This is a genomic window from Mycobacteroides sp. H003 (assembly GCF_001440135.1).
In the GTDB taxonomy this organism is placed as follows: Bacteria; Actinomycetota; Actinomycetes; order Mycobacteriales; family Mycobacteriaceae; genus Mycobacterium; species Mycobacterium gwanakae.
Genome location: NZ_LJYL01000030.1, coordinates 1 through 18,107, shown reverse-complemented (window position 1 = coordinate 18,107; position 18,107 = coordinate 1). Strand labels below are relative to the sequence as shown.

The window sequence follows — 18,107 nt, the reverse complement described above, 5'->3', positions numbered from 1 at the left end:
GACCGTCGGCCTTCAACGCGCCCGAGTGATCGAATCGGCTGCCGCCGGCTTCCAGTAACTCGTCGTATTCCCGCGCCGGGCGCTCGAGTGGAAATGGACCGTCAAGAGTGAGTGGTTGGTTGGTAGCGAGATCCAACAGCCCGCTGCGCGGCCCGGTCGGCAGGCGTGTCACTGCGACACCTGCGAAATGCACTCTCGGCACGTTGAGCACGCTCATTGTCAATGCACTCCGTTCCGGATCTCAGTCAGCGTCCCAGGCAGCTGCGACCAGAGTGGGTATCAGGTCATGAGTGATGCGTACACCCGGTAGTACGGCGGTGTAGTCACGGAGAAACTCCGAAACGGTTTGCGGGGTAATCACTGATCTCATTTCCAGCCACCGCGGTTGCAGCATCATGCGCAGGGCAGAAGCCGCCAGCTCTGCACTTCCGGATGCCTCATAGACGATGCGGGCATTGTCGAAGGCATAGGAGTACGCGGCACCGGTGTCAGCGTCGCTATCCGGACGTGTGACATCGACAATCAACAGTCGTCCACCGGGCGCTACGAGTTCGCGCAGTCGGGGTAGCACCGTCGCCGCCGACCCCATGTGGAACACCGTGTTCACCGACATCACTAGATCGAATCGGCCATCAACATCTGGGGACAGCTCGAGCGCGCTGCGGCATTCGTAGCGGATAGGCACTCGGCTCTCTTTGACGGCCGCTAAATCGAGCATGCGCTGGGCGACGTCCACGCCCACCACATCGTCGTAATGTTCGGCCAGCATGACGCAGTTGTTGCCTGTGCCACAGCCAACGTCGAGTGCGCGCTTACCTGCGGGGAGATGTTCGACCAGCCATGTACGAATCGGACTGGTACGTGCGTCCCTTACTGCCGTGAAGCTCTCGTACATCTCGGCGAGATCATCGAAGTACGGGGCCTCATCCGGAATCAAATCTTTGGGGTTACCAGCGGTCATACCGCGAAGGTACTTCCGGCTTCATCAGGCGGCACTGAGCTGAGTGCCATCGCAATAGAAACTATGCGTATGCGTGGTGTGTATCGCTTCACACGCAGGATGAGCCCCCGGCCAAGCATCGGAATACTGAAAAGTGCCGCAGGAATCCTCTTACTAGACAACAGGTTCAGTTATGGAAACAGGTTACGATTGTGACGTTCTCGTCGTGGGGGCGGGACCGAGCGGGCTATGCACCGCCCTGCTGCTCGCGCAGCACGGAGTGCGGGTACAGATTGTCGATCGAAAGCCCGGGCCTGTACAGCAATCTCGCGCAACCATCGTGCACGCCCGGACACTGGAGCACTTCGACCGTCTCGGAGTCGCCGATCATGCCGTTGCCAGCGGGGTACCGATAACTCATGTAGCCATTCACGAGAACGGCAGGCACGTGGGCGAGTTGCCCCTAGCAGGCACCGGAACGGCAGCTCGAACCAGGTTTCCCTACGCACTTTCCTTAGAACAGTTCGTAACCGAACGTATTCTGGTCGCCGCACTTGCCAGGCATGGCATACATGTCTCATGGCGCAGTGCGGTAGAGGATATCGCTGAAATGGCCGACGGGGTGCGCGTGAACATTATGGGCTCCATGGGTGCTAACACTATTTCTACTCGTTGGCTCGTCGGCGCGGACGGAGCGAGCAGCACAGTCCGGCGTCTTACTGGTCAGGAGTTTGGCGGCGAAACGTACACGCAGAAGGGACTTCTGGCTGACGTCGACTTGGCGGTTAACCTTGGTATGCAAAAGATGCGACTGAATCTCACACGTGGCGGATTCGTGGGGGTGCTTCCGCTGGCGAGCGGGCGCTATCGGCTCTTCGGTGTAGTGCCCCCAGACTTTCATCGCGGGCCGGAAGCGGACAACCTGTCACACGACGCCTACGCAAGTCTCGACGATAGCGACCTGCGGCACTGGTTTGAGTCCTACTTCTCGGTCGATGCGAAGTTGCAGAAGATCGTGTGGGCAGCGATGTTTCGATTTCACAGCCGCATCAGCAGAAGTTTCCGAATCGGCCACTCCTTTCTCGTTGGCGACGCCGCCCATATTCACAACCCTGCGGGAGGACAAGGGCTCAATCTTGCAGTCGGCGATGCGGTGAACCTCGGGTGGAAGCTTGCACAGGTTGTCAACGGCGAGGCGCCGGCTTCGCTCCTGGAAACGTATGAAAACGAACGTCGCCCGGTCGCCGCCGCCGTGCTTGCCCGCACTGACATCGGATTCAAGCTAGAGACATCAACCAGCCCCGTGGCCTTGTGGATGCGGACGCACGTCGCAACGCGTGCTATCGGGCTAGCCTGCCGACTGCCGCCCGTGCGCAAGTTGTTCTTTGACATGTTCTCCCAGCTATGGATTGCTTACCGAACCAGTACTGCCATCGATCACCCGGACTCCAGCGGCCGGGGCCCTCACGCCGGCGATCGGGCACCCTATGCGACCCTCTCCAATCCCCGCGGCTCAGCCCGCGATGTCATGGCACTTACGCACTCACCGAACTATCACATTCTCTTGATCGGAACTATCGATCCATTTCAAGCCGCCCAGCTGCGGAACCTCTTGGCAGCTCGATATACCGCCGACGTCAACACGCATCTACTTACCGGAAACGAAACCGAAGTATGCCGCGTATACCGGGCCACCAAGAGCACAAAACTCGTCCTGGTGCGTCCAGACGGACATATCGCCGCCATCGCCAATCCATTCAGCTGGGAAACGATCACCCGCGTGCTAGGGCATCTCGACAAAGTTCTGCTTCGCGCCGATCAACATCGCGACGAACGCTAGCTGCGGCGGAGCACAAGCGACGAGGGGCCATGAAAGACCATGTCGCATGGGTACTCCACCCTTTTGACAGTGAACTCACCGAGTACGCCTAGCAACAGATCGAGGCCGATCTCAATTTCGGCGCGGGCGAGCGCTGCACCGAGGCAGTAGTGAATTCCGTGCCCAAACCCAACACCGCAGCCCGCACCGCGATCCAGGCGCAGGACATCCGGTTCAGGAAAACGTGCGGGATCACGATTAGCCGCACCCAGCACTGCGACCACCCGAGTACCGCGGGCAATGTCACTCCCCGCCAAGCACACGTCCCGGTACGCCCAGCGGGTCACCGACTGAACCGGGCTATCAAATCGAACCAGCTCCTCGACGGCAGAGATCGGCACACTCCGTGATGCCCGTAGCAGGCTCAGCACCCGCCGATCTGCGCCAAGAGCCAGTACCGCCTTGCCCAGGATATTCGTCGTCGTTTCGTGTCCTGCTGACATGAGATGTACACAACTGGAGGCGATTTCACTGGAGGAAAGAGCGTTATCGAACGCCATCAAAGACACCAAGTCCTCTCTGGGCGCTCTCCGCCGCTGCCTCGCCTGCGATACAAAGTACTCACTGAGTTCTGCCGCCGCGGCGTCCGCGAGCCGAAACACCTCAACGCCACTCGTCAACCTTCGGCTGCTGCTTATCGCCTGAATGGCCATCACCCTGTCTCGTAACCACTTCCAGTCTGATGCTGGCACGCCCAGTAGCTCCGAAATCACCAGGATCGGGAAGGGAGCCGAAAACGCCTGCACCAAATCAAATTCCGGCTCCAGGGCGCAGCGTGAAAGCAATGAGGCGGCGATTACGGCAATGCGCCGCCGTAACCCAGCGACCACCGCAGGAGAGAAACGCCCAGCGAGCACGGATCTTATCTCGGTGTGACGGGGCGGGTCGAGAAACACCAGCCAGCTCTCCACCATACTCCGCAGGGCCGCGCACTCAGCCGGAACCAGGCCGCCAGTCCCCGAATGACCCGCAGTAGCTGCGCGACGTCCAAAACTCTTGCTGGAGAGGACCTTCGCCACCTCATCGTAGCCGAGCAGATAATGTGTCCCGTCGTTGCCGCGATGGACCGTCGACACCTCACGGTACCGGCGGTACACCGGGTACGGGTTCGCGATATCGGCGGAAGTCCATCCGGTCAATGAAAATGATGGCAGCGCGCCATAATCAGTGGTTTCCGTCATCTCGAGTATGAGCCCCGCACCCGTTCGACAAGTTCCTCCGGGTTTACCGGGGGCCGTTCACCACGCCAGGCGACGTGCCCGTCTGGTCTGACAAGTACGAATCGCCGCGCATACAGTTCGGCGATATCACGCTGCCTCTCAGCGATAACCTTCAACGGCACGCCCTTGTCTGCGAACGCTCTTTCCACCCGTCGAATCCGGCCGGAGGCCGCAAAGCACAGCAATACGAATCCATTGCCAAACAGATCCAGTGTCGATTCTCCCGTCGTCAACCAGGCGTGCGGTGCGCGCGATCCGGGGCGCGTGCTGGGCCTCATGTCCTCTGCGCCCGACGGAACGTACACCGCGGGGCACACCTCAGAGTCGGGAATCACTAACGGAGAGTTCTCATATCTGAAACCAAGATGGATATCGGGCGCATCAAACTCACGCGCCAACCCGCTGTCGGCAAGCTCATCCCGAACCCGGGCGCGCAACCACTCACCGTGCGCCGAATCATCCCCGAGTCCATCCGGAACCTCGCGTTTCATCGCCCGGACGAGATTCCGATTGGCCTCCTCCACCCCCCTGAGGGCTACCGGTCTACGCTCAACCGTATAGCTATCAAGCAGGTGGGGCCCGGCCCATCCACCCAATGTGGCGGCTAGTTTCCAACCGAGGTCGGCGGCGCCACAGATTCCGGTGTTCATGCCGAAACCGCCTGATGGAGACAATGTGTGCGCAGCATCGCCGACCAAGAAGATTCTGCCGTGATGGAATGTCTCCGCGACGCGATGGACCAGCCGCCACTCGTTGTCTGACAACACCTCAACCGGAGTGCTGAACGCAATTGCTCTCCGTACCAAGTCTTCTGCATCATCCATCGCCTCCCGATCGCCCTGCAGCCCGACGGTCAATCGATAGAGTTCTTGACCATCAAGCGCCCGAACGGGAAATCTCAGCGCGGAGGAGATCATCAGATAGTAGAAACCGGCCGCCGCATCCCCCAGCTGCGTGCGTAGCTTGGGCGCACGGAACAGTATGTTGCGGAACGTCTCTGTCCGGTGCAACGCCGGTGCCGCGATACCGCATGCATGCCTGACGTCTGAAGAAGTACCGTCACACGCGACCATATATCGCGCATGGATTTCCGATTGCGCACCCGTCACGAGGTCTGTGACCCGGCCGCACACACTTTCGTCGTCCTGGTCGAAGCTATCGAGTCGGGTACGTGTCAAGATTGGACCCGCGGGGGCGATGCCGAGCTCGGCATAAAGCAAAGGCGCCAGCCAATGCTGCGGACAGATCGCATCCGGTTCTGGTGTGTGGTCGTAGTCTGGTCGCGTATCCATGGTGAATCCACGAACTCGATGCAACTCATGGCCACCGATCTTTGTGACCCATGCGCAATCCAGTGAATGATCACCGGGCCAACCAGACTGGCGGATCTTCTCCGCAACCCCCCAGCGGCGGAACAGCTCCATCGACCGCGGGCCAATGCCACTCACTTTCGGATGCGTGACCGTACCGTCGCCAGACTCAACGATCACGAAATCGACACCGCGCGATCGTAGTTCCATTCCCATGGCGAGTCCTGTGGGCCCACCGCCGACGACCAATACATCGACAGAACGTTCTGAAGCCGCAGTCACGCCGCACCGCCCTCACGGCCTCCGTCACAAACCATGGCGCCCACGCCGGTCGACTGCATGTAGGCGTCTATCTGACTGACGGCATTCAACCCCGACTCCACAGCCCCCTCGATCCAAGCCGGGACGGACGAGCAGTGTTCTCCGGCGAAGAACAGACCGCCCTGAGGTGCTGCCGCCAGCACCCGTTCTTCCTCCGCTGTATCTGAATCCTTGCCCCATCTGACCGAAGCCGCACCCATGCTCAGGGGATCGTCACCCCACGCTCTCATCACCTTGCCGCACACCATGCTTGGTTGACTGAGCTCCGGGTGAATCTTGCAGAGTTCCGCGCGGATCATGGCAAGGCGTTGCTCCATCGGAATCTGCGCCAGTAAGTCTGCATCAGGGCCAATTGTGTAGCTGGCTAGTAATGTCGCACCCAGTCGAGGATCGCTCTCGACCGGTGGGTAGTAGGTCTGGCGTACCAATCCGCCGGTGAAGGAACCTCCCCCGCTTATCCCATCGCGCTCCCAGAACGCCTCACGACAATGCAGAGCTATCTTGGTCGCTGCCCAGTAACGCATATCGCGGATGATTGTCATCTTGTCTGCGGTCATGCCGGACAGCCGGATTCCACGCAGAACAGAGAAGGGCACCGTACACAACACGCAATCGCGCCGGATCAACTCGGTGTTCAGTCCGCGATGCGTCTCTATGAATACCCCGTCGCGCACAACATGCAGGCCGGTAACCCGGCTCCCCCGGTGGATTGGACCGCGCAACCGCGCCGACAGACGGACAGCGATCTGATCGATTCCGCCCTCCAGGCGAAACAGTGCCGATGATGTCTCAGTAACGACATCGGCGAAGAAGAGGCTGAGTCTGGTTCCACACGCGAAGTTTGGATGGTTGGCGAAGAACCGGTTGAGATCAACACGTTGGATACCACTTCGCGTGACGATAAACGGCGCTAGATCGATGCGCCGCAGTAGATCGAGCAGCTCGACATTGAGATCCGCGCCAAGACCATGGCGGAACCTATCGGGCGCAATTGCATTGACACTCGCGGCCAGCCATGATGCGCATAGCACCGCATCATCTGGATAATGCTGCCTTAGAGCACTATCCGCAAGGAACTTGGCTACCAGTGCCGGCGACGCATCGCGTACTCGTGCGTGACCTTCGGGTGTTGCGAGGTAGTTGGAATCGTCAGAGAACAGGGTGCGGAATTGCCGTACTCGATCCGATAGCCCGAGCTGATCGATCAACTTCATCGTTCGACAGTGCCGGGCTGGGATCCGCATCGCACCAAGTTCTGCGATGGGTCCCTTTCGGCCCAACGAGAAACTATGCGTATGCAAACGCCCGCCCACGGTCGGGCGCGCCTCGAGAAGCTCAACACGGTGTCCGCGCTGTTCCAGCTCATACGCCGCCACGAGTCCCGCGACACCAGCGCCGATAACGGTCACGCACCTTGAGCGCAGAGGTCCCTTTGTGCCATGTGTTTCATTCGGCGCCAGTGTCATCCGCGAAGACTCCTCGGGTTTCGTTTCTTGTCCACTTCTCATCCTCCGTCCGCAGGGGCGGCCTCCACACCACTCGTCTGCCCAGACATCACGGTGGCGCTGGACCGCAAAGCCAGCGGTGGCGAAACCTTGAACCCACACGTATGTAGTGAATCGATCTGGCAGGCCGAGTACGAGCTTCGGTTCTTGCGGTTCAGTACATCTGAGCGAGATACTCGCGGTGGGTCGGCAATGAATGCCGCAGACGTGACGCTTGTTGCGCAAGTAGGTCGAACTCACGCTGCGCGCGCGTCGCATCTAGGTACCTCACAACCGTCGACGGCCGTGCCGGGATTCCACCAAGCCCGACAAACATGCATACGTATGAGTAGGGCTCGAATCCGTGATAGTGGGGGTAGACAGACCCGGTGTCGGGTAACTTGCTGCGCCAGTGCTCGATCCGTTCTGCGAGAGCAGCAGGGAGCTGGACGGATTTTGAGTCACGCCAGTACTGAGTATCCACGCGCGCGGCCAGATAGTAATGAAGCACGAGGAACTCGCGGACACCATCCATACATCGGTTGATCACGCGGTTGTAGGAGTCTCGCAGACTCTCCTCCCAGTTCGCGTCAGGAAAGTGCTTTACCAGCTGCTCTATGCCGTGCTGAATAAAGAAGATCCCGGTTGATTCGAGCGGTTCAACGAACCCGCTGGCCAATCCGATCGCCACACAGTTCCCCACCCAGCTTCTTCGGCTCCGCCCAATGCGCATCCGAATATGACTGGCTTCCAACCCTTCCGCTTCCGGACCGACGAAGTCGCGCAGAGCACGCTCCGCATCCTCGGGGCTGCAGTAATCCTCGGCGTAGACATAGCCGGTACCGATTCGGTCAAACAGGGGGATGCTCCAAATCCATCCAGCGTCTTGGGCTGTCGCGGTCGTGTAGGGAGGCAGGTGCCCGCGGTCCTGGTCGGTCGGGACGCGCAAGGCTACCGCCCGATCGTTGAGGAGGCTCCCCTGATACGACTCAAAGGGCTCCCCCATTGCACGTCCCAGTAGCAGGCCGGAAAATCCTGTGCAATCGATGAAGAGGTCACCCCCGATGCTGCCATGCGCGCGAGTACGCACCTGGCTAATCCAGCCACGATCGTCCTGCAGAACATCCACTACGTCGTCGACTACGTGGCGGGTGCCACGGCGTACCGCGAAGTCTCGCAAGAAGTCCGCCAGCAGCGACGCATCAAAGTGATACGCGTACGGAAACTGCGTGTCCTGTTCGGACAGTGTCGTTCGATATGCGGTGTTCTCGCCGTCGGTGCCCATGAACAACGATCCATCGAGGCGGCGTGGCGACTTATCGTTGTCGCACAAGGTACCTATCAAAAAGCAATCGCGATCGAAGCTGTCGGACCTCGGATTGTCCAGCCACCAGTCGGTGAGACCGAATCCGTCTACCACCCGCTGACGTTCGAAGGGGTGATAGAAATGATGGCCCGGCTTGCGCCAGTCCTGAAAACGGATGCCCAGTTTATATGTGGCGCAACATGATGGCATCCATTCGTGTTCCTCCAATCCGAGATACTCGAAGAAGTGTCGAATTGTGCTAAACGTGGCTTCGCCCACTCCGATTGCCCCTATCCGCGCCGACTCCACCACTGTCACGGCGATCCTGTCACCGAACGCGACCTTGAGGTACGACGCAGTCATCCAACCTGCGGTACCACCGCCAACGATCACAACTTCTTCCAGCACAACCATCTCCTCATCTAGCGCAGGCGTGCTGCGGAGAGCGCACGTGCTCGGGCCCGAACCCGACACCAATCACGTGGCTCATGGACTTTTGCAGCACTTCGAATCGATCGAGAACCTCCGGGAACCGCGGCTGCCGCCTTCCGCTCAAGGCGCCATCGATACCGAACCGCTGAACCATTCGTTGCAATCCTTGCGACAGCACTGTCGGCGCCCAGCGTCTGCGCTGAACCTTCGCCAAAGCGGCACAGTCAATTTCGATACCAGCTGCCTGTGCAAGCCGTATGGGCTGCCACAGAATATTTGCGGCTGCCACCGCGTCCTGGATGGCGAGGTTGACGCCAAGTCCGGCCACCGGCGACATGGCATGCGCCGCGTCACCGATGAAAAGCAGCCCGGGTACATGCCAGCGACGAAGCCGGTCGATACGGCATTGCAACACGCTGACATCGTGGATCCCACGTATATCGTCAACTCGGTCTGCCATGAACGGGACCAACCGCGCCAAGTCCGCACGCAAGGCTTCTATCCCTTGACTCCGCAGTATTTCGAAACCACCGCGACTTGTCTCATACGACATCTGCCAGTAGTTGCCGCGATCGGTAGCTCCGAAGATCTTTCCCCGTCCCAGGCGCACACAAATGCCCTCTGCGGGATCAGTTTCCAGTCGGGGCAGCCTGAAGAAGACAACATCGAGGGCGCATCCAAGATCCTTCGGTGTAAACGCGATATCGCTGCGCAGTGCCGAATGACGGCCGTCGGCAGCCACTGTAAGTGCCGCCTCGATACGAAATTCTCCTGAACGGTCGCGAAACCTGACGCCCGTGATGCGACCGCGATCGCGCGTCACGCCCAGCGCCTGAGTTGACATGAGAAGCCGAAAATTGTCGTATCGCTTTGCCTCTCGCGCCAGAAGGGACAGGAAGTCCCACTGTGGCACCAATGCGATGTAAGGGAAACGAACAGCGAGCTTATTGAAATCGGCTATGTTGAAACGCTTGCCATCCTGCACCACACCGACAGTTGAGACCTTCTGGTGTGATAGCCGTTCAAATTCATCGTACAGGCCAAGCTCGGCGATGATTTCCAAGGTCGAGGGATGCACCGTATCGCCGCGAAAGTCCCGAATGAAGTCTGAATGTTGCTCTAGTACAACTACTTCTATATCGGCACGGGCCAATAGCAAGCCCAGCAGCATGCCTGCTGGGCCCGCTCCCACAATGCACACCGTTGTCCGAAAATCGGCCATCGTTCACCACCTCACCCAGACGACTTGTCAGGTTCCTTGGTATCGATGTTGCGCGCCGGGTTGCGCGCTCCACATCACGAATATGGTCAGTGGCGTTGTGCTTTTCGAGTCTGCCGACCGTCCAGTTCAGTCTTTGATCCCACGCAACCCAGTAGGAGCACCGCAGAGCAATCGAACCTGTACCAGGTCAGCCACTGTGGGCTGATGCGACAGTTGGTCGCGGCATTGTCCAGGAACACCACGCCATCATGTCGCGGTAAGCGCGGCCGCATAGAGCGCTAGTTCATCACCCACGTTGGCGATAGGGGCGGCGCCGGCAGTCTCCATCGCCGCGTCGAATCTCTCGCGCACCTCCTCGATGGTGAGATCCGTCGAGGTCACCCCGTGCGTCTCGCTGAGGAGAACCCGTGCGAAACGTCCACCACCGGCGCTGAAGCTGATACCGGAACATGGCACATCTTCGGACACCAGGAAGGCCGCGACCGGCGCCACGGCTGCCGCCGGGAAGGTTTCACGAAGCCAACTGAGCGCAGGCTCGGGCATGTTTTCCACCATCCGCGTGAACCCGACCGGGAGTAGCGCGTTCACCTTGATGCCGTACGCCGGTCCGGCGAGACCCAGATTGGTTGTCATGCCGATCATTGCGGCCTTGGCGGTCGGATAGGTGCACGCCTCCCCCTGGCCGAACATGCTGCTGGAGGAGATGTTGAGTATCCGCCCGTATCCCTGGTCCACCATCGCCTTCCACGCCGGACGCAATACATTGAACGGGCCGCGCAACTGAACACCGAGCACGGTATCGACGTCCTCGTCGGTGAGTTCGGCGAATGTCTTGATCGGGCCGACGATTCCGGCGTTGTTGATGACGACATCAACTCGCCCCCATGCGTCCAAGGCGGCGGCGACAATGGCCCGTCCGCCGTCCCCGGTGGCGACGGTATTCGTGTCGGCGACGGCCTCGCCACCCAGTGCGTGAATTTCGGCGACCACCGAATTGGCCGGGGTATCGGAGCTCCCGGTGCCCAACAGTTCGTCGGGTGATCCGATGTCGTTGACGAGGACCTTGGCGCCGCGACTGGCGAGCAGTAGAGCGTATTCGCGCCCAAGCCCACCACCGGCGCCGGTGACGATCGCCACCCGTCCGTCGAATCGGATGTCATTGCCCGGCTGCTCAAACACGCATGCCTCCATCCACATTCACCTCGACCTTGAGGTGAATACTCGCCTCGATAGATACGTTATCTAAAATAACGTAACCGGCGCAAGGGTGGGCGGCACGAACGGACGTCTGAGTCGGGCGCCGTGAGGTGAAACGTTTAGCCCGAACGAATCGCGCGCGCCACAGCGTCAAGGGCCATCAGCCGCACAACATCGACATGAGCGGGTACCTGCCCGGTCGCGGCGACAATGAACGCGTCACCGTCAAATCGCGTGTGTGGCGGCGTGATTGCACGCGATAGCCCATCGTGTGCGCCCTGGCTGACGATATGGCAGCTCACCTTGTCGAGCTGGGCGTTCGTGATGACCACCCCAATTGTGGTGTGCTGACGTGAGTCGCCAAACCCGAAAAACTCAGACAGGGCAGCCACCGAATCTAGCGATACTTCCGGCCCACCCAGGTCGATGTCGCCGTAGGCGTTGACGGCCACCAGCGCGCCGACGATCACCCCCTGTGCGGCGACCTCCGCGTACCGGATACCGCCATGCCGACGCCCGTCCGGGCCGCGCCAGTGCGAGGTGTAGGCACCGGTCCCCGCGCCGACCCGCCCGACCTGGAAATGCCGCCCATCGGCCGAGTCTCGTGCCGCCGCGTATCCATCGTCCGCAGACGGCCGAACAGCTGCCGCTCCGACCGCCAGATCGAACAGCGCGAGCGTAGGGATCACCGGGACAAGCCCGCCCGGTGTCGGCACACCCCTACCCGACTCCTCGAAGAATCGCATGGCGCCGTCGGCGGCCGCGAGTCCGAAGGCGGAACCACCAGTCAGTACCACCGCATCGATCGCGACGACCGACTTGTCCGGAGCCAACGCGGCCAGCTCGCGGGAGGCTGGCGCACCGCCGCGCACCTCACAGGACGCGCATGTGCCCGGCGGCAGAGATATGACGGTACAGCCGGTCTCGGCCGCCCCGTTGGTCCAGTGCCCCACACCTACCCGAGGGATGCCGATACTTCGTGTGTTTCCCATACGGGCCAACGGTACTCAGCCCGCCCGCTAGAGCGAAAGTGCCTCTACCAGGGCCGGCAGTGCAGTGGCAGCGGTGGCCCGCCACACGAGATCCGCACGGTAGGACAGGTCGGTCTCCTGCGGGTTGATCTCGATAACCGTCGCCCCACGACTCAGTGCCAGCTGCGGCAGTCCCGCCGCCGGATACACGATGCCGGAGGTCCCGATGAGCAACATCAATTCACAGTTCTGCGCATGCGCGACGGCGTGACCGAACTCGACCTCGGGAAGCATCTCGCCGAACCACACGATGCTCGGCCGGACTTTTCCGCCGCAGTCGCACTCGGGCGGTGCGACCCGCTCGGACTCGGGCACGGCGACACTCACGTCAAATCCTGTCCGGCAGGTGTCGCAATGCGATTTGAGCAGGCTGCCGTGAACATGGGTGACCTCCGCACTGCCGGCACGTTCATGGAGGTCATCCACGTTCTGGGTGACAATCTTGACGTCACGGCGAGATCCCCACTGCGCCAACGCGCGGTGGCCGTCGTTGGGCTGCACCGCCATCAGCTGGATGCGCCGATTCTGATACCACGCCCACACCAGCCCAGGGTCTTCGTTCCAGGCTTCCGGTGTCGCCAATGTCATCGGGTCGTACTTCGACCACAGTCCGGTCTGCGCATCGCGAAAGGTGGGCAGCCCGCTTTCGGCGGACATGCCAGCGCCGGTGAGCACCGCGACGGTCCGCGCCTTCGCCGCGGCGGCGACCAGCTCTTCGGGTACCTCTACCTGTTTCATCAACCAAATTCTCGCCTACACCGACCAGCCAGGTCGAAAATGGGCGTTTTCCAATTATCTGGCCGAGAACTCGTCATCCATGATCTTGATTGGGCGTATGGTGCGCTCATCCCGGTCGCACGGGGCCGCGCAACGGGCGTAAGCATTCGCCGCATAGTTCGACAACGCCACCTAGTGGGTGCGCACCTAGCTCTACGCAGGGGGTCAGATGACTCTCGGACAAGTATTCGATCCTCGACAGAACGCGCTGAACGCGTGGCGGCTCGGGTTGGCGACGACCGTCATTTTGTGGCATTCCTGGCCACTCACCGGACACCGCCTGCCGTTCCCCGCATACGAAGGACTACTGGCACAAGTAGGTGTCGACGGCTTCTTCGCATTGTCAGGGTTTCTCATCACCGCAAGCTGGATGCGCCACCCCAGTCCGCGCGACTTCTTCATCGCCCGCGCTTTGCGCATCTTCCCCGGCTTATGGATATGCCTGGCGATCACGGCGTTCGTCATCGCCCCCGTCAGCGTCGCCATCCAAGGCGGCTCGGCAGCGAGCTTATTGGGCTCTTCCAAACCGTTCGAGTACTTCCTCAACAACGCCATGCTCAACGTGTTCTACGCCGGTATCGACGGAACACCGCGCAACATTCCGTGGCCTGGCATCTGGAACGGGTCGATCTGGACGCTCATCTTCGAATTCGTCTGCTACATCGCGGTGGCGGCTCTGGGAATAACGGGAGCACTGAAGCGGCAATGGGTTGTTCCCGCCGCTTTCGTGTTATTCCTCTGTGCCGCAGCATATCTGTCGTATCCGGTCTTCGCGATGGAGACCATTCCGCAGATGGTGGCGCGGTTTGCGCTGATGTTCGCGGCCGGGGCGCTGCTACACCAGTATCGAGACGCCCTGCCCGCACGATGGTCCTTTGTCGCGATATGCCTTGGCATTCTTGCGCTCTCGGGACTGACCTCCAACTATCGAGTAATCGGCGCCCTGCCATTGGCGTATGTGGTCATCGTGTCCGGTGCCCTCATCCATGACAAAAGACTCAACCTAGGCAACGACTTGTCGTATGGCGTCTACATCTACGCATTCCCCATCCAGCAGCTGCTGGCCGTCGCAGGACTCGCCGTCCTGCCACCATTCCTGTTCTTCCTGGTTGCGACTGCACTCACCCTGCCACTGGCGGCACTGAGCTGGTTCGTGGTGGAAAAACATGCGATGTCGCTCAAAGCTCGATTCCGGCGTGCACCCGTGCCTTGATAGGCAAACGGGTCTGCAGCACGATGGAACGATGATCGAAAAATTGACTGATATGCCGGAGGGCGTCATTGGATTCCGGGTGTCCGGCAGGCTGGCCGGCGACGAACTACGCGAGTTCACACCAGTCATCGAACAATCACTGGCGTCAGATGAACTACGGATCGTTGAGGTCATCGCCAGCGACTACGAGGGTTTTGGCTCCGGCGGGCTGGCCGAAGATCTGAAGCTGGGCTTCGGGATGCTTTTCCAGCGCCATTCGGCCTTCAAAAAGATCGCCGTGGTGACTGACAAGGAATGGGTAGCGCACACGTTGCATGCGCTCTCATGGATGGTTCCCGGCGAGATCGCGATGTTCGGCCTGAACGAGCTGGAGCGCGCCAAAGCATGGGCTGCACACTGAGACCGTAAACCGAAGTCGGGTAGCGCACTACTCGCGCCTCTGCTCCGGCGCCCCCATACCGTCGCATCACCAACGTTCGGCCGAGCACGACAACGGATCTATCGCAATGGCCCTGCGCTGGAAGAACCTTCATCCGGCGACGAAAGGCGCGTGCATCATGGTCCTCATTCCGAACTTCGAAAGTCAGTCACACTTCTTCACTCCGGTGGCGCTGGCGGTCAACGAGCAACAACCGTCGTCGATCGTCGATCAACGCTTTGTCTTCCAGACAAATGGCGTCGCCATCGTCAACATGCCCGGACAGACCAGCGTGGATTGGTCACGAAATCAAGCGTTGATCTCCCCGAACATGAGCGATGCCTTCAAGGCGATCACGACGCGGCACAACATTCCTATTCCTGCCGGGGCCTTCCCGTGGTTCCAGGTGGACAGCGCCATCCCCTTCGCAACCCTGAGCTCGATCTTCGATCGGCATCAGGCGATCGACGCCGGATTCGCCGTCGACCGTTGGCGTTTCAGGACACGCACCGGCATCGGACTACAGCCCGGACAGACGATCCAGAGTCTGTTCGACGGCCTACTCGTCGATCTGGCCGTGCGCGACAGCGATGCGGTGCTCCACCGCATCAGCTATCACATCACGGTGCAGGGCCGAATCCGGTTCGTCACCGGCCTCACCTGATCAATCGCCGTCGGCCGCGGCATCCCCGGACTCCGCCAGGAATGCCTTTTCGAGCAACACGAAAAGTTCACATCGCTGTGTGGCACTCAAGGCGGAGAGCACCCGGGCCTCTGCTCCCCTGAGCCCGTCGACTATCTCGGCGTACCGGCGCTTTCCGAGCGGAGTCATCACCACATCGTGGCGGCGGCGATCCTCCGGGGACCGCTGCCGCTCGATGAAGCCAACAGCTTCCAGATCGTTCAAAAGCCCAACCATCGTGGTCTTGTCTACCCGCAAGGCGTCGGCGAGGTCCGCCTGCGACTGCTTGCCGGCCGCATCCAAGACGTTGAGCACGCCGATATGCAGGAGTCGCAGTTCGTGCTCACCCAGTACGGCAGCCACTTCGACATGCATGCGACGCAGAAGAATCTCGAACAGTGGTCCAAACAACCCCGCTGGCCTGGGGTGATCCTCCGGCGGGAACTCGGTCATGCCCCAACAGTACATCTATCTTGATCATCTGTTTTAATCAAATCGTTAGTGTTATACAAACTATTTGAGGAGGCGATCATTATGGATGGATCGAAGCGCTCCGGTTGGTTCGCCGGAGCGACTGTGGTGGCCATCGGGTGCGCCCTAGCGATGCCGGCATCCAGCTGGGCCGCCCCCGCCGAGATGGCTCCGCAATCCAGCCAACGCACGACCTTCGATGGCTGGAATCTGACCGTTGCCCTCTCGGGCGAGGTGATCAATGCGGTCCCAAACCTGGCCGGCGCACAGAACTCGCGCGAGGCGTTCATGACGCTGTCCGCGCAGGCGAACATCGGTGGTAACGGCAGCAATCCCGTCACCGCGGCCAATTTCGTCGCGGGCTACCAAGTCGGCTGCCAGATCGACGTGTCGCAGGGCCTTCAGATTGGCGGCACCGGGCAGTTGACGGGGTCGGTCGGGGCGACCGTCAGCGGCCAGCCGGGAGTACAGGTAGGCGGCAGCGGGGCGATCGGCGGCTTCGTACAAACCGACCTGCAACCGGGCGTGATCACCACCGTCGCGATGGGCACCATGCCGGTGACGGCAGGCGTAGGGCGACTAGATATGCAAGACGTCCACTTGAAGGTGGATGCCTGCGGCGGCCCGGTGACTGTGCGCTCCTACGCGACGTTCGCGGTCGCCAGCGCGGTTCAACAAACACAACTGTCCGTGTATGGCGACCCCTACATCCTGAACTAGGAGCGAGACATGTTTCTGTTCAACATAATTTGTCAGCATGGTGGAGCCGTCCTGCTCGCGAGCAGCACCCTGGTGCTGTTCGCGAGCACCGGCATCGCATACGCCGACCCCGGCCCGGTAGCGCCCCCACCCCCACCGGCGGATTCAAGGGTTCGTTGCAACACAGGTGACTGGATCTGGAGTCCGAGATTAGTGGTTGCCTGGTTTTTTCGTTCAACTGTGTGATGGCAAGTCGTTGGCTTCAAACTGTGGAGGTATTGATCAGAATCTGCATATGTGCGTAGATAGTGGAGTATTTTGCGTCGGAATGCTTCAAGATGGGGGTGCTGTCGTGAGCCGTATGTATAAGTTGGCCTATCAGCTCGGTGTGACGCCATGGGAGGACGCCGGAGCGCAATCAGGATTTCGCGAGCATCTAAGTACCATCCTTGATCGGGAATCAGCGGTACAGATTGAGATGCCCCGAGCACTCGACATCGGTTGCGGGACAGGCGATCACAGCGTGGAGATGGCGGTCCGCGGGTGGCAGGTGACCGGTCTGGATATGGTCAAGAAGGCGGTAGACCGAGCACGCGAGAAGACGCAAGCTGCCGGAGTCAACGCCACGTTTGTGGTTGGTGATGTCACTGATCTGCCCGAATCGATCGGAAGCGGATATCAGCTAGTGCTCGATGTCGGTTGCTTCCATGGGCTCAGTGACGCAGCGCGTGCTGCATATGCCCGTGAGATCACGGCAGTCACGGATCCGGGCGCGTCGTTGCTGATGTTCGCGTTTAGTCCTGGGCGTCGTGGCCCGTTGCCTCGCGGGGCGAGTTCAGCAGAAATCGAGCGCACATTCTCTCGTTGGCAGCTGAAAGCGCAGGAGAGTGCCAACACTGGAGGACTGGCGGCGCCGATCAGGCGGACAAATCCTCGTTGGTTCCACCTTTCACGGATGGTTTAGCCTAGGCTGCGACGTCAATGAGGGTGGCCAGGCGTTGAGCAGGTGTATCCCAATCCAATGATTTGCGGGGCCGTGAGTTGAGTTCTGTAGCCACCGCGTCGAGATTGGCTCGGGTGTGCAAGGATAGGTCTGTGCCTTTTGGGAAGTATTGGCGCAGAAGCCCGTTGGTGTTTTCGTTGGTGCCGCGTTGCCAAGGTGAGCCGGGATCGCAGAAATAGACCGGCATGTCGGCGGCGATGGAGAATTGCTTATGCAGACCCATCTCGCTGCCCTGGTCCCAGGTCAGCGATCGGCGCAGGTGTGTGGGCAACGTAGAGATGGCATCGAGCAAAGCGCCTTGAACAGCCCCGGCGTTGTGGCTGGCCGGTAGGTGCAGCAGCATGACGTAGCGGGTGCTGCGTTCGACCAGGGTGCCGATGGCCGATTGGTGGTTCTTGCCGATGATGTAGGGGTCGGACCGGGGCGCGGTGCCGGGATTGCTCCTGGCCCGTTTCCCCGGCCCGCCCTCCGCACCGGACGTGCGACTCTCGTCGCATCCGGC

The 18,107-nt window shown here is 60.6% G+C and carries 17 protein-coding genes; 6 read left to right on the top strand and 11 right to left on the bottom strand.

All coding sequences use genetic code 11. The annotated features are described in order from the left end of the window. Positions 1–241: 241 nt before the first annotated feature. A complete protein-coding gene (locus tag AOT87_RS19245; protein ID WP_057967708.1) occupies positions 242–961 on the bottom strand; it encodes a class I SAM-dependent methyltransferase in 720 nt (239 codons plus the stop codon). A gap of 172 nt (positions 962–1,133) precedes the next feature. On the opposite strand from AOT87_RS19245, the gene AOT87_RS27975 reads away from it, so the two are divergent. Next, a complete protein-coding gene (locus AOT87_RS27975) occupies positions 1,134–2,780 on the top strand; it encodes an FAD-dependent monooxygenase (RefSeq protein ID WP_081343383.1) in 1,647 nt (548 codons plus the stop codon). On the opposite strand, the gene AOT87_RS19235 is transcribed toward AOT87_RS27975, so the two are convergent. The 8 genes from AOT87_RS19235 to AOT87_RS19200 all read right to left on the bottom strand — a co-directional run bounded on the left by AOT87_RS19235 (position 2,777) and on the right by AOT87_RS19200 (position 13,080). Beyond that, positions 2,777–4,000, bottom strand: a complete 1,224-nt coding sequence (locus AOT87_RS19235) for a cytochrome P450 (RefSeq protein WP_057967706.1) — start codon at positions 3,998–4,000, stop codon at positions 2,777–2,779. The genes AOT87_RS27975 and AOT87_RS19235 overlap by 4 nt on opposite strands. Continuing rightward, positions 3,997–5,631: an FAD-dependent monooxygenase gene (locus AOT87_RS19230; RefSeq protein ID WP_057967705.1), complete on the bottom strand. Its 1,635-nt coding sequence runs from the start codon at positions 5,629–5,631 to the stop codon at positions 3,997–3,999. Before AOT87_RS19230 ends, AOT87_RS19235 begins: the two co-directional genes overlap by 4 nt. After that, complete coding sequence (locus tag AOT87_RS19225; RefSeq protein ID WP_165610853.1) at positions 5,628–7,136, bottom strand: NAD(P)/FAD-dependent oxidoreductase; 1,509 nt, start codon at positions 7,134–7,136, stop codon at positions 5,628–5,630. Before AOT87_RS19225 ends, AOT87_RS19230 begins: the two co-directional genes overlap by 4 nt. Before the next feature lie 193 nt (positions 7,137–7,329). Next, a complete protein-coding gene (locus tag AOT87_RS19220; RefSeq protein ID WP_198531063.1) occupies positions 7,330–8,868 on the bottom strand; it encodes a tryptophan halogenase family protein in 1,539 nt (512 codons plus the stop codon). 10 nt (positions 8,869–8,878) lie between these two features. Further along, complete coding sequence (locus tag AOT87_RS19215) at positions 8,879–10,114, bottom strand: FAD-dependent oxidoreductase (protein ID WP_070940584.1); 1,236 nt, start codon at positions 10,112–10,114, stop codon at positions 8,879–8,881. A 246-nt stretch (positions 10,115–10,360) separates the two neighbouring features. Continuing rightward, entirely contained in the window at positions 10,361–11,251 is an 891-nt protein-coding gene (locus tag AOT87_RS19210; protein WP_234795821.1) for an SDR family NAD(P)-dependent oxidoreductase, read from the bottom strand. Positions 11,252–11,430: 179 nt separating this feature from the next. Beyond that, entirely contained in the window at positions 11,431–12,303 is an 873-nt protein-coding gene (locus tag AOT87_RS19205; protein ID WP_057969866.1) for a P1 family peptidase, read from the bottom strand. Between the two features lie 27 nt (positions 12,304–12,330). Beyond that, the gene (locus AOT87_RS19200; protein WP_057967191.1) at positions 12,331–13,080 is read right to left on the bottom strand and encodes an NAD-dependent deacylase; all 750 of its coding nucleotides are present in this window, start codon (positions 13,078–13,080) and stop codon (positions 12,331–12,333) included. A gap of 208 nt (positions 13,081–13,288) precedes the next feature. Here AOT87_RS19200 and AOT87_RS19195 point away from each other — a divergent pair, with 208 nt between their 5' ends. The 3 genes from AOT87_RS19195 (at position 13,289) to AOT87_RS19185 (ending at position 15,414) form a co-directional block, all read left to right on the top strand. After that, on the top strand, positions 13,289–14,332 hold the full coding sequence (locus tag AOT87_RS19195; protein WP_057967192.1) for an acyltransferase: 1,044 nt from the start codon (positions 13,289–13,291) through the stop codon (positions 14,330–14,332). 31 nt (positions 14,333–14,363) lie between these two features. Then, a complete protein-coding gene (locus AOT87_RS19190; RefSeq protein WP_057967193.1) occupies positions 14,364–14,732 on the top strand; it encodes an STAS/SEC14 domain-containing protein in 369 nt (122 codons plus the stop codon). 157 nt (positions 14,733–14,889) lie between these two features. Then, positions 14,890–15,414, top strand: coding sequence for a hypothetical protein (locus tag AOT87_RS19185; protein ID WP_057967198.1), 525 nt, complete (start codon positions 14,890–14,892; stop codon positions 15,412–15,414). Here the strand turns inward: AOT87_RS19185 and AOT87_RS19180 are convergent, their stop codons facing one another. After that, on the bottom strand, positions 15,415–15,885 hold the full coding sequence (locus tag AOT87_RS19180; RefSeq protein ID WP_057969869.1) for a MarR family winged helix-turn-helix transcriptional regulator: 471 nt from the start codon (positions 15,883–15,885) through the stop codon (positions 15,415–15,417). A gap of 81 nt (positions 15,886–15,966) precedes the next feature. On the opposite strand from AOT87_RS19180, the gene AOT87_RS19175 reads away from it, so the two are divergent. Beyond that, a complete protein-coding gene (locus AOT87_RS19175) occupies positions 15,967–16,623 on the top strand; it encodes an MspA family porin (RefSeq protein WP_057969867.1) in 657 nt (218 codons plus the stop codon). 340 nt (positions 16,624–16,963) lie between these two features. After that, on the top strand, positions 16,964–17,566 hold the full coding sequence (locus tag AOT87_RS19170; protein WP_057969868.1) for a class I SAM-dependent methyltransferase: 603 nt from the start codon (positions 16,964–16,966) through the stop codon (positions 17,564–17,566). Between the two features lies 1 nt (position 17,567). On the opposite strand, the gene AOT87_RS19165 is transcribed toward AOT87_RS19170, so the two are convergent. Beyond that, on the bottom strand, positions 17,568–18,107 hold a 540-nt coding region (locus AOT87_RS19165), incomplete at its 5' end, for an IS30 family transposase (RefSeq protein WP_240483278.1).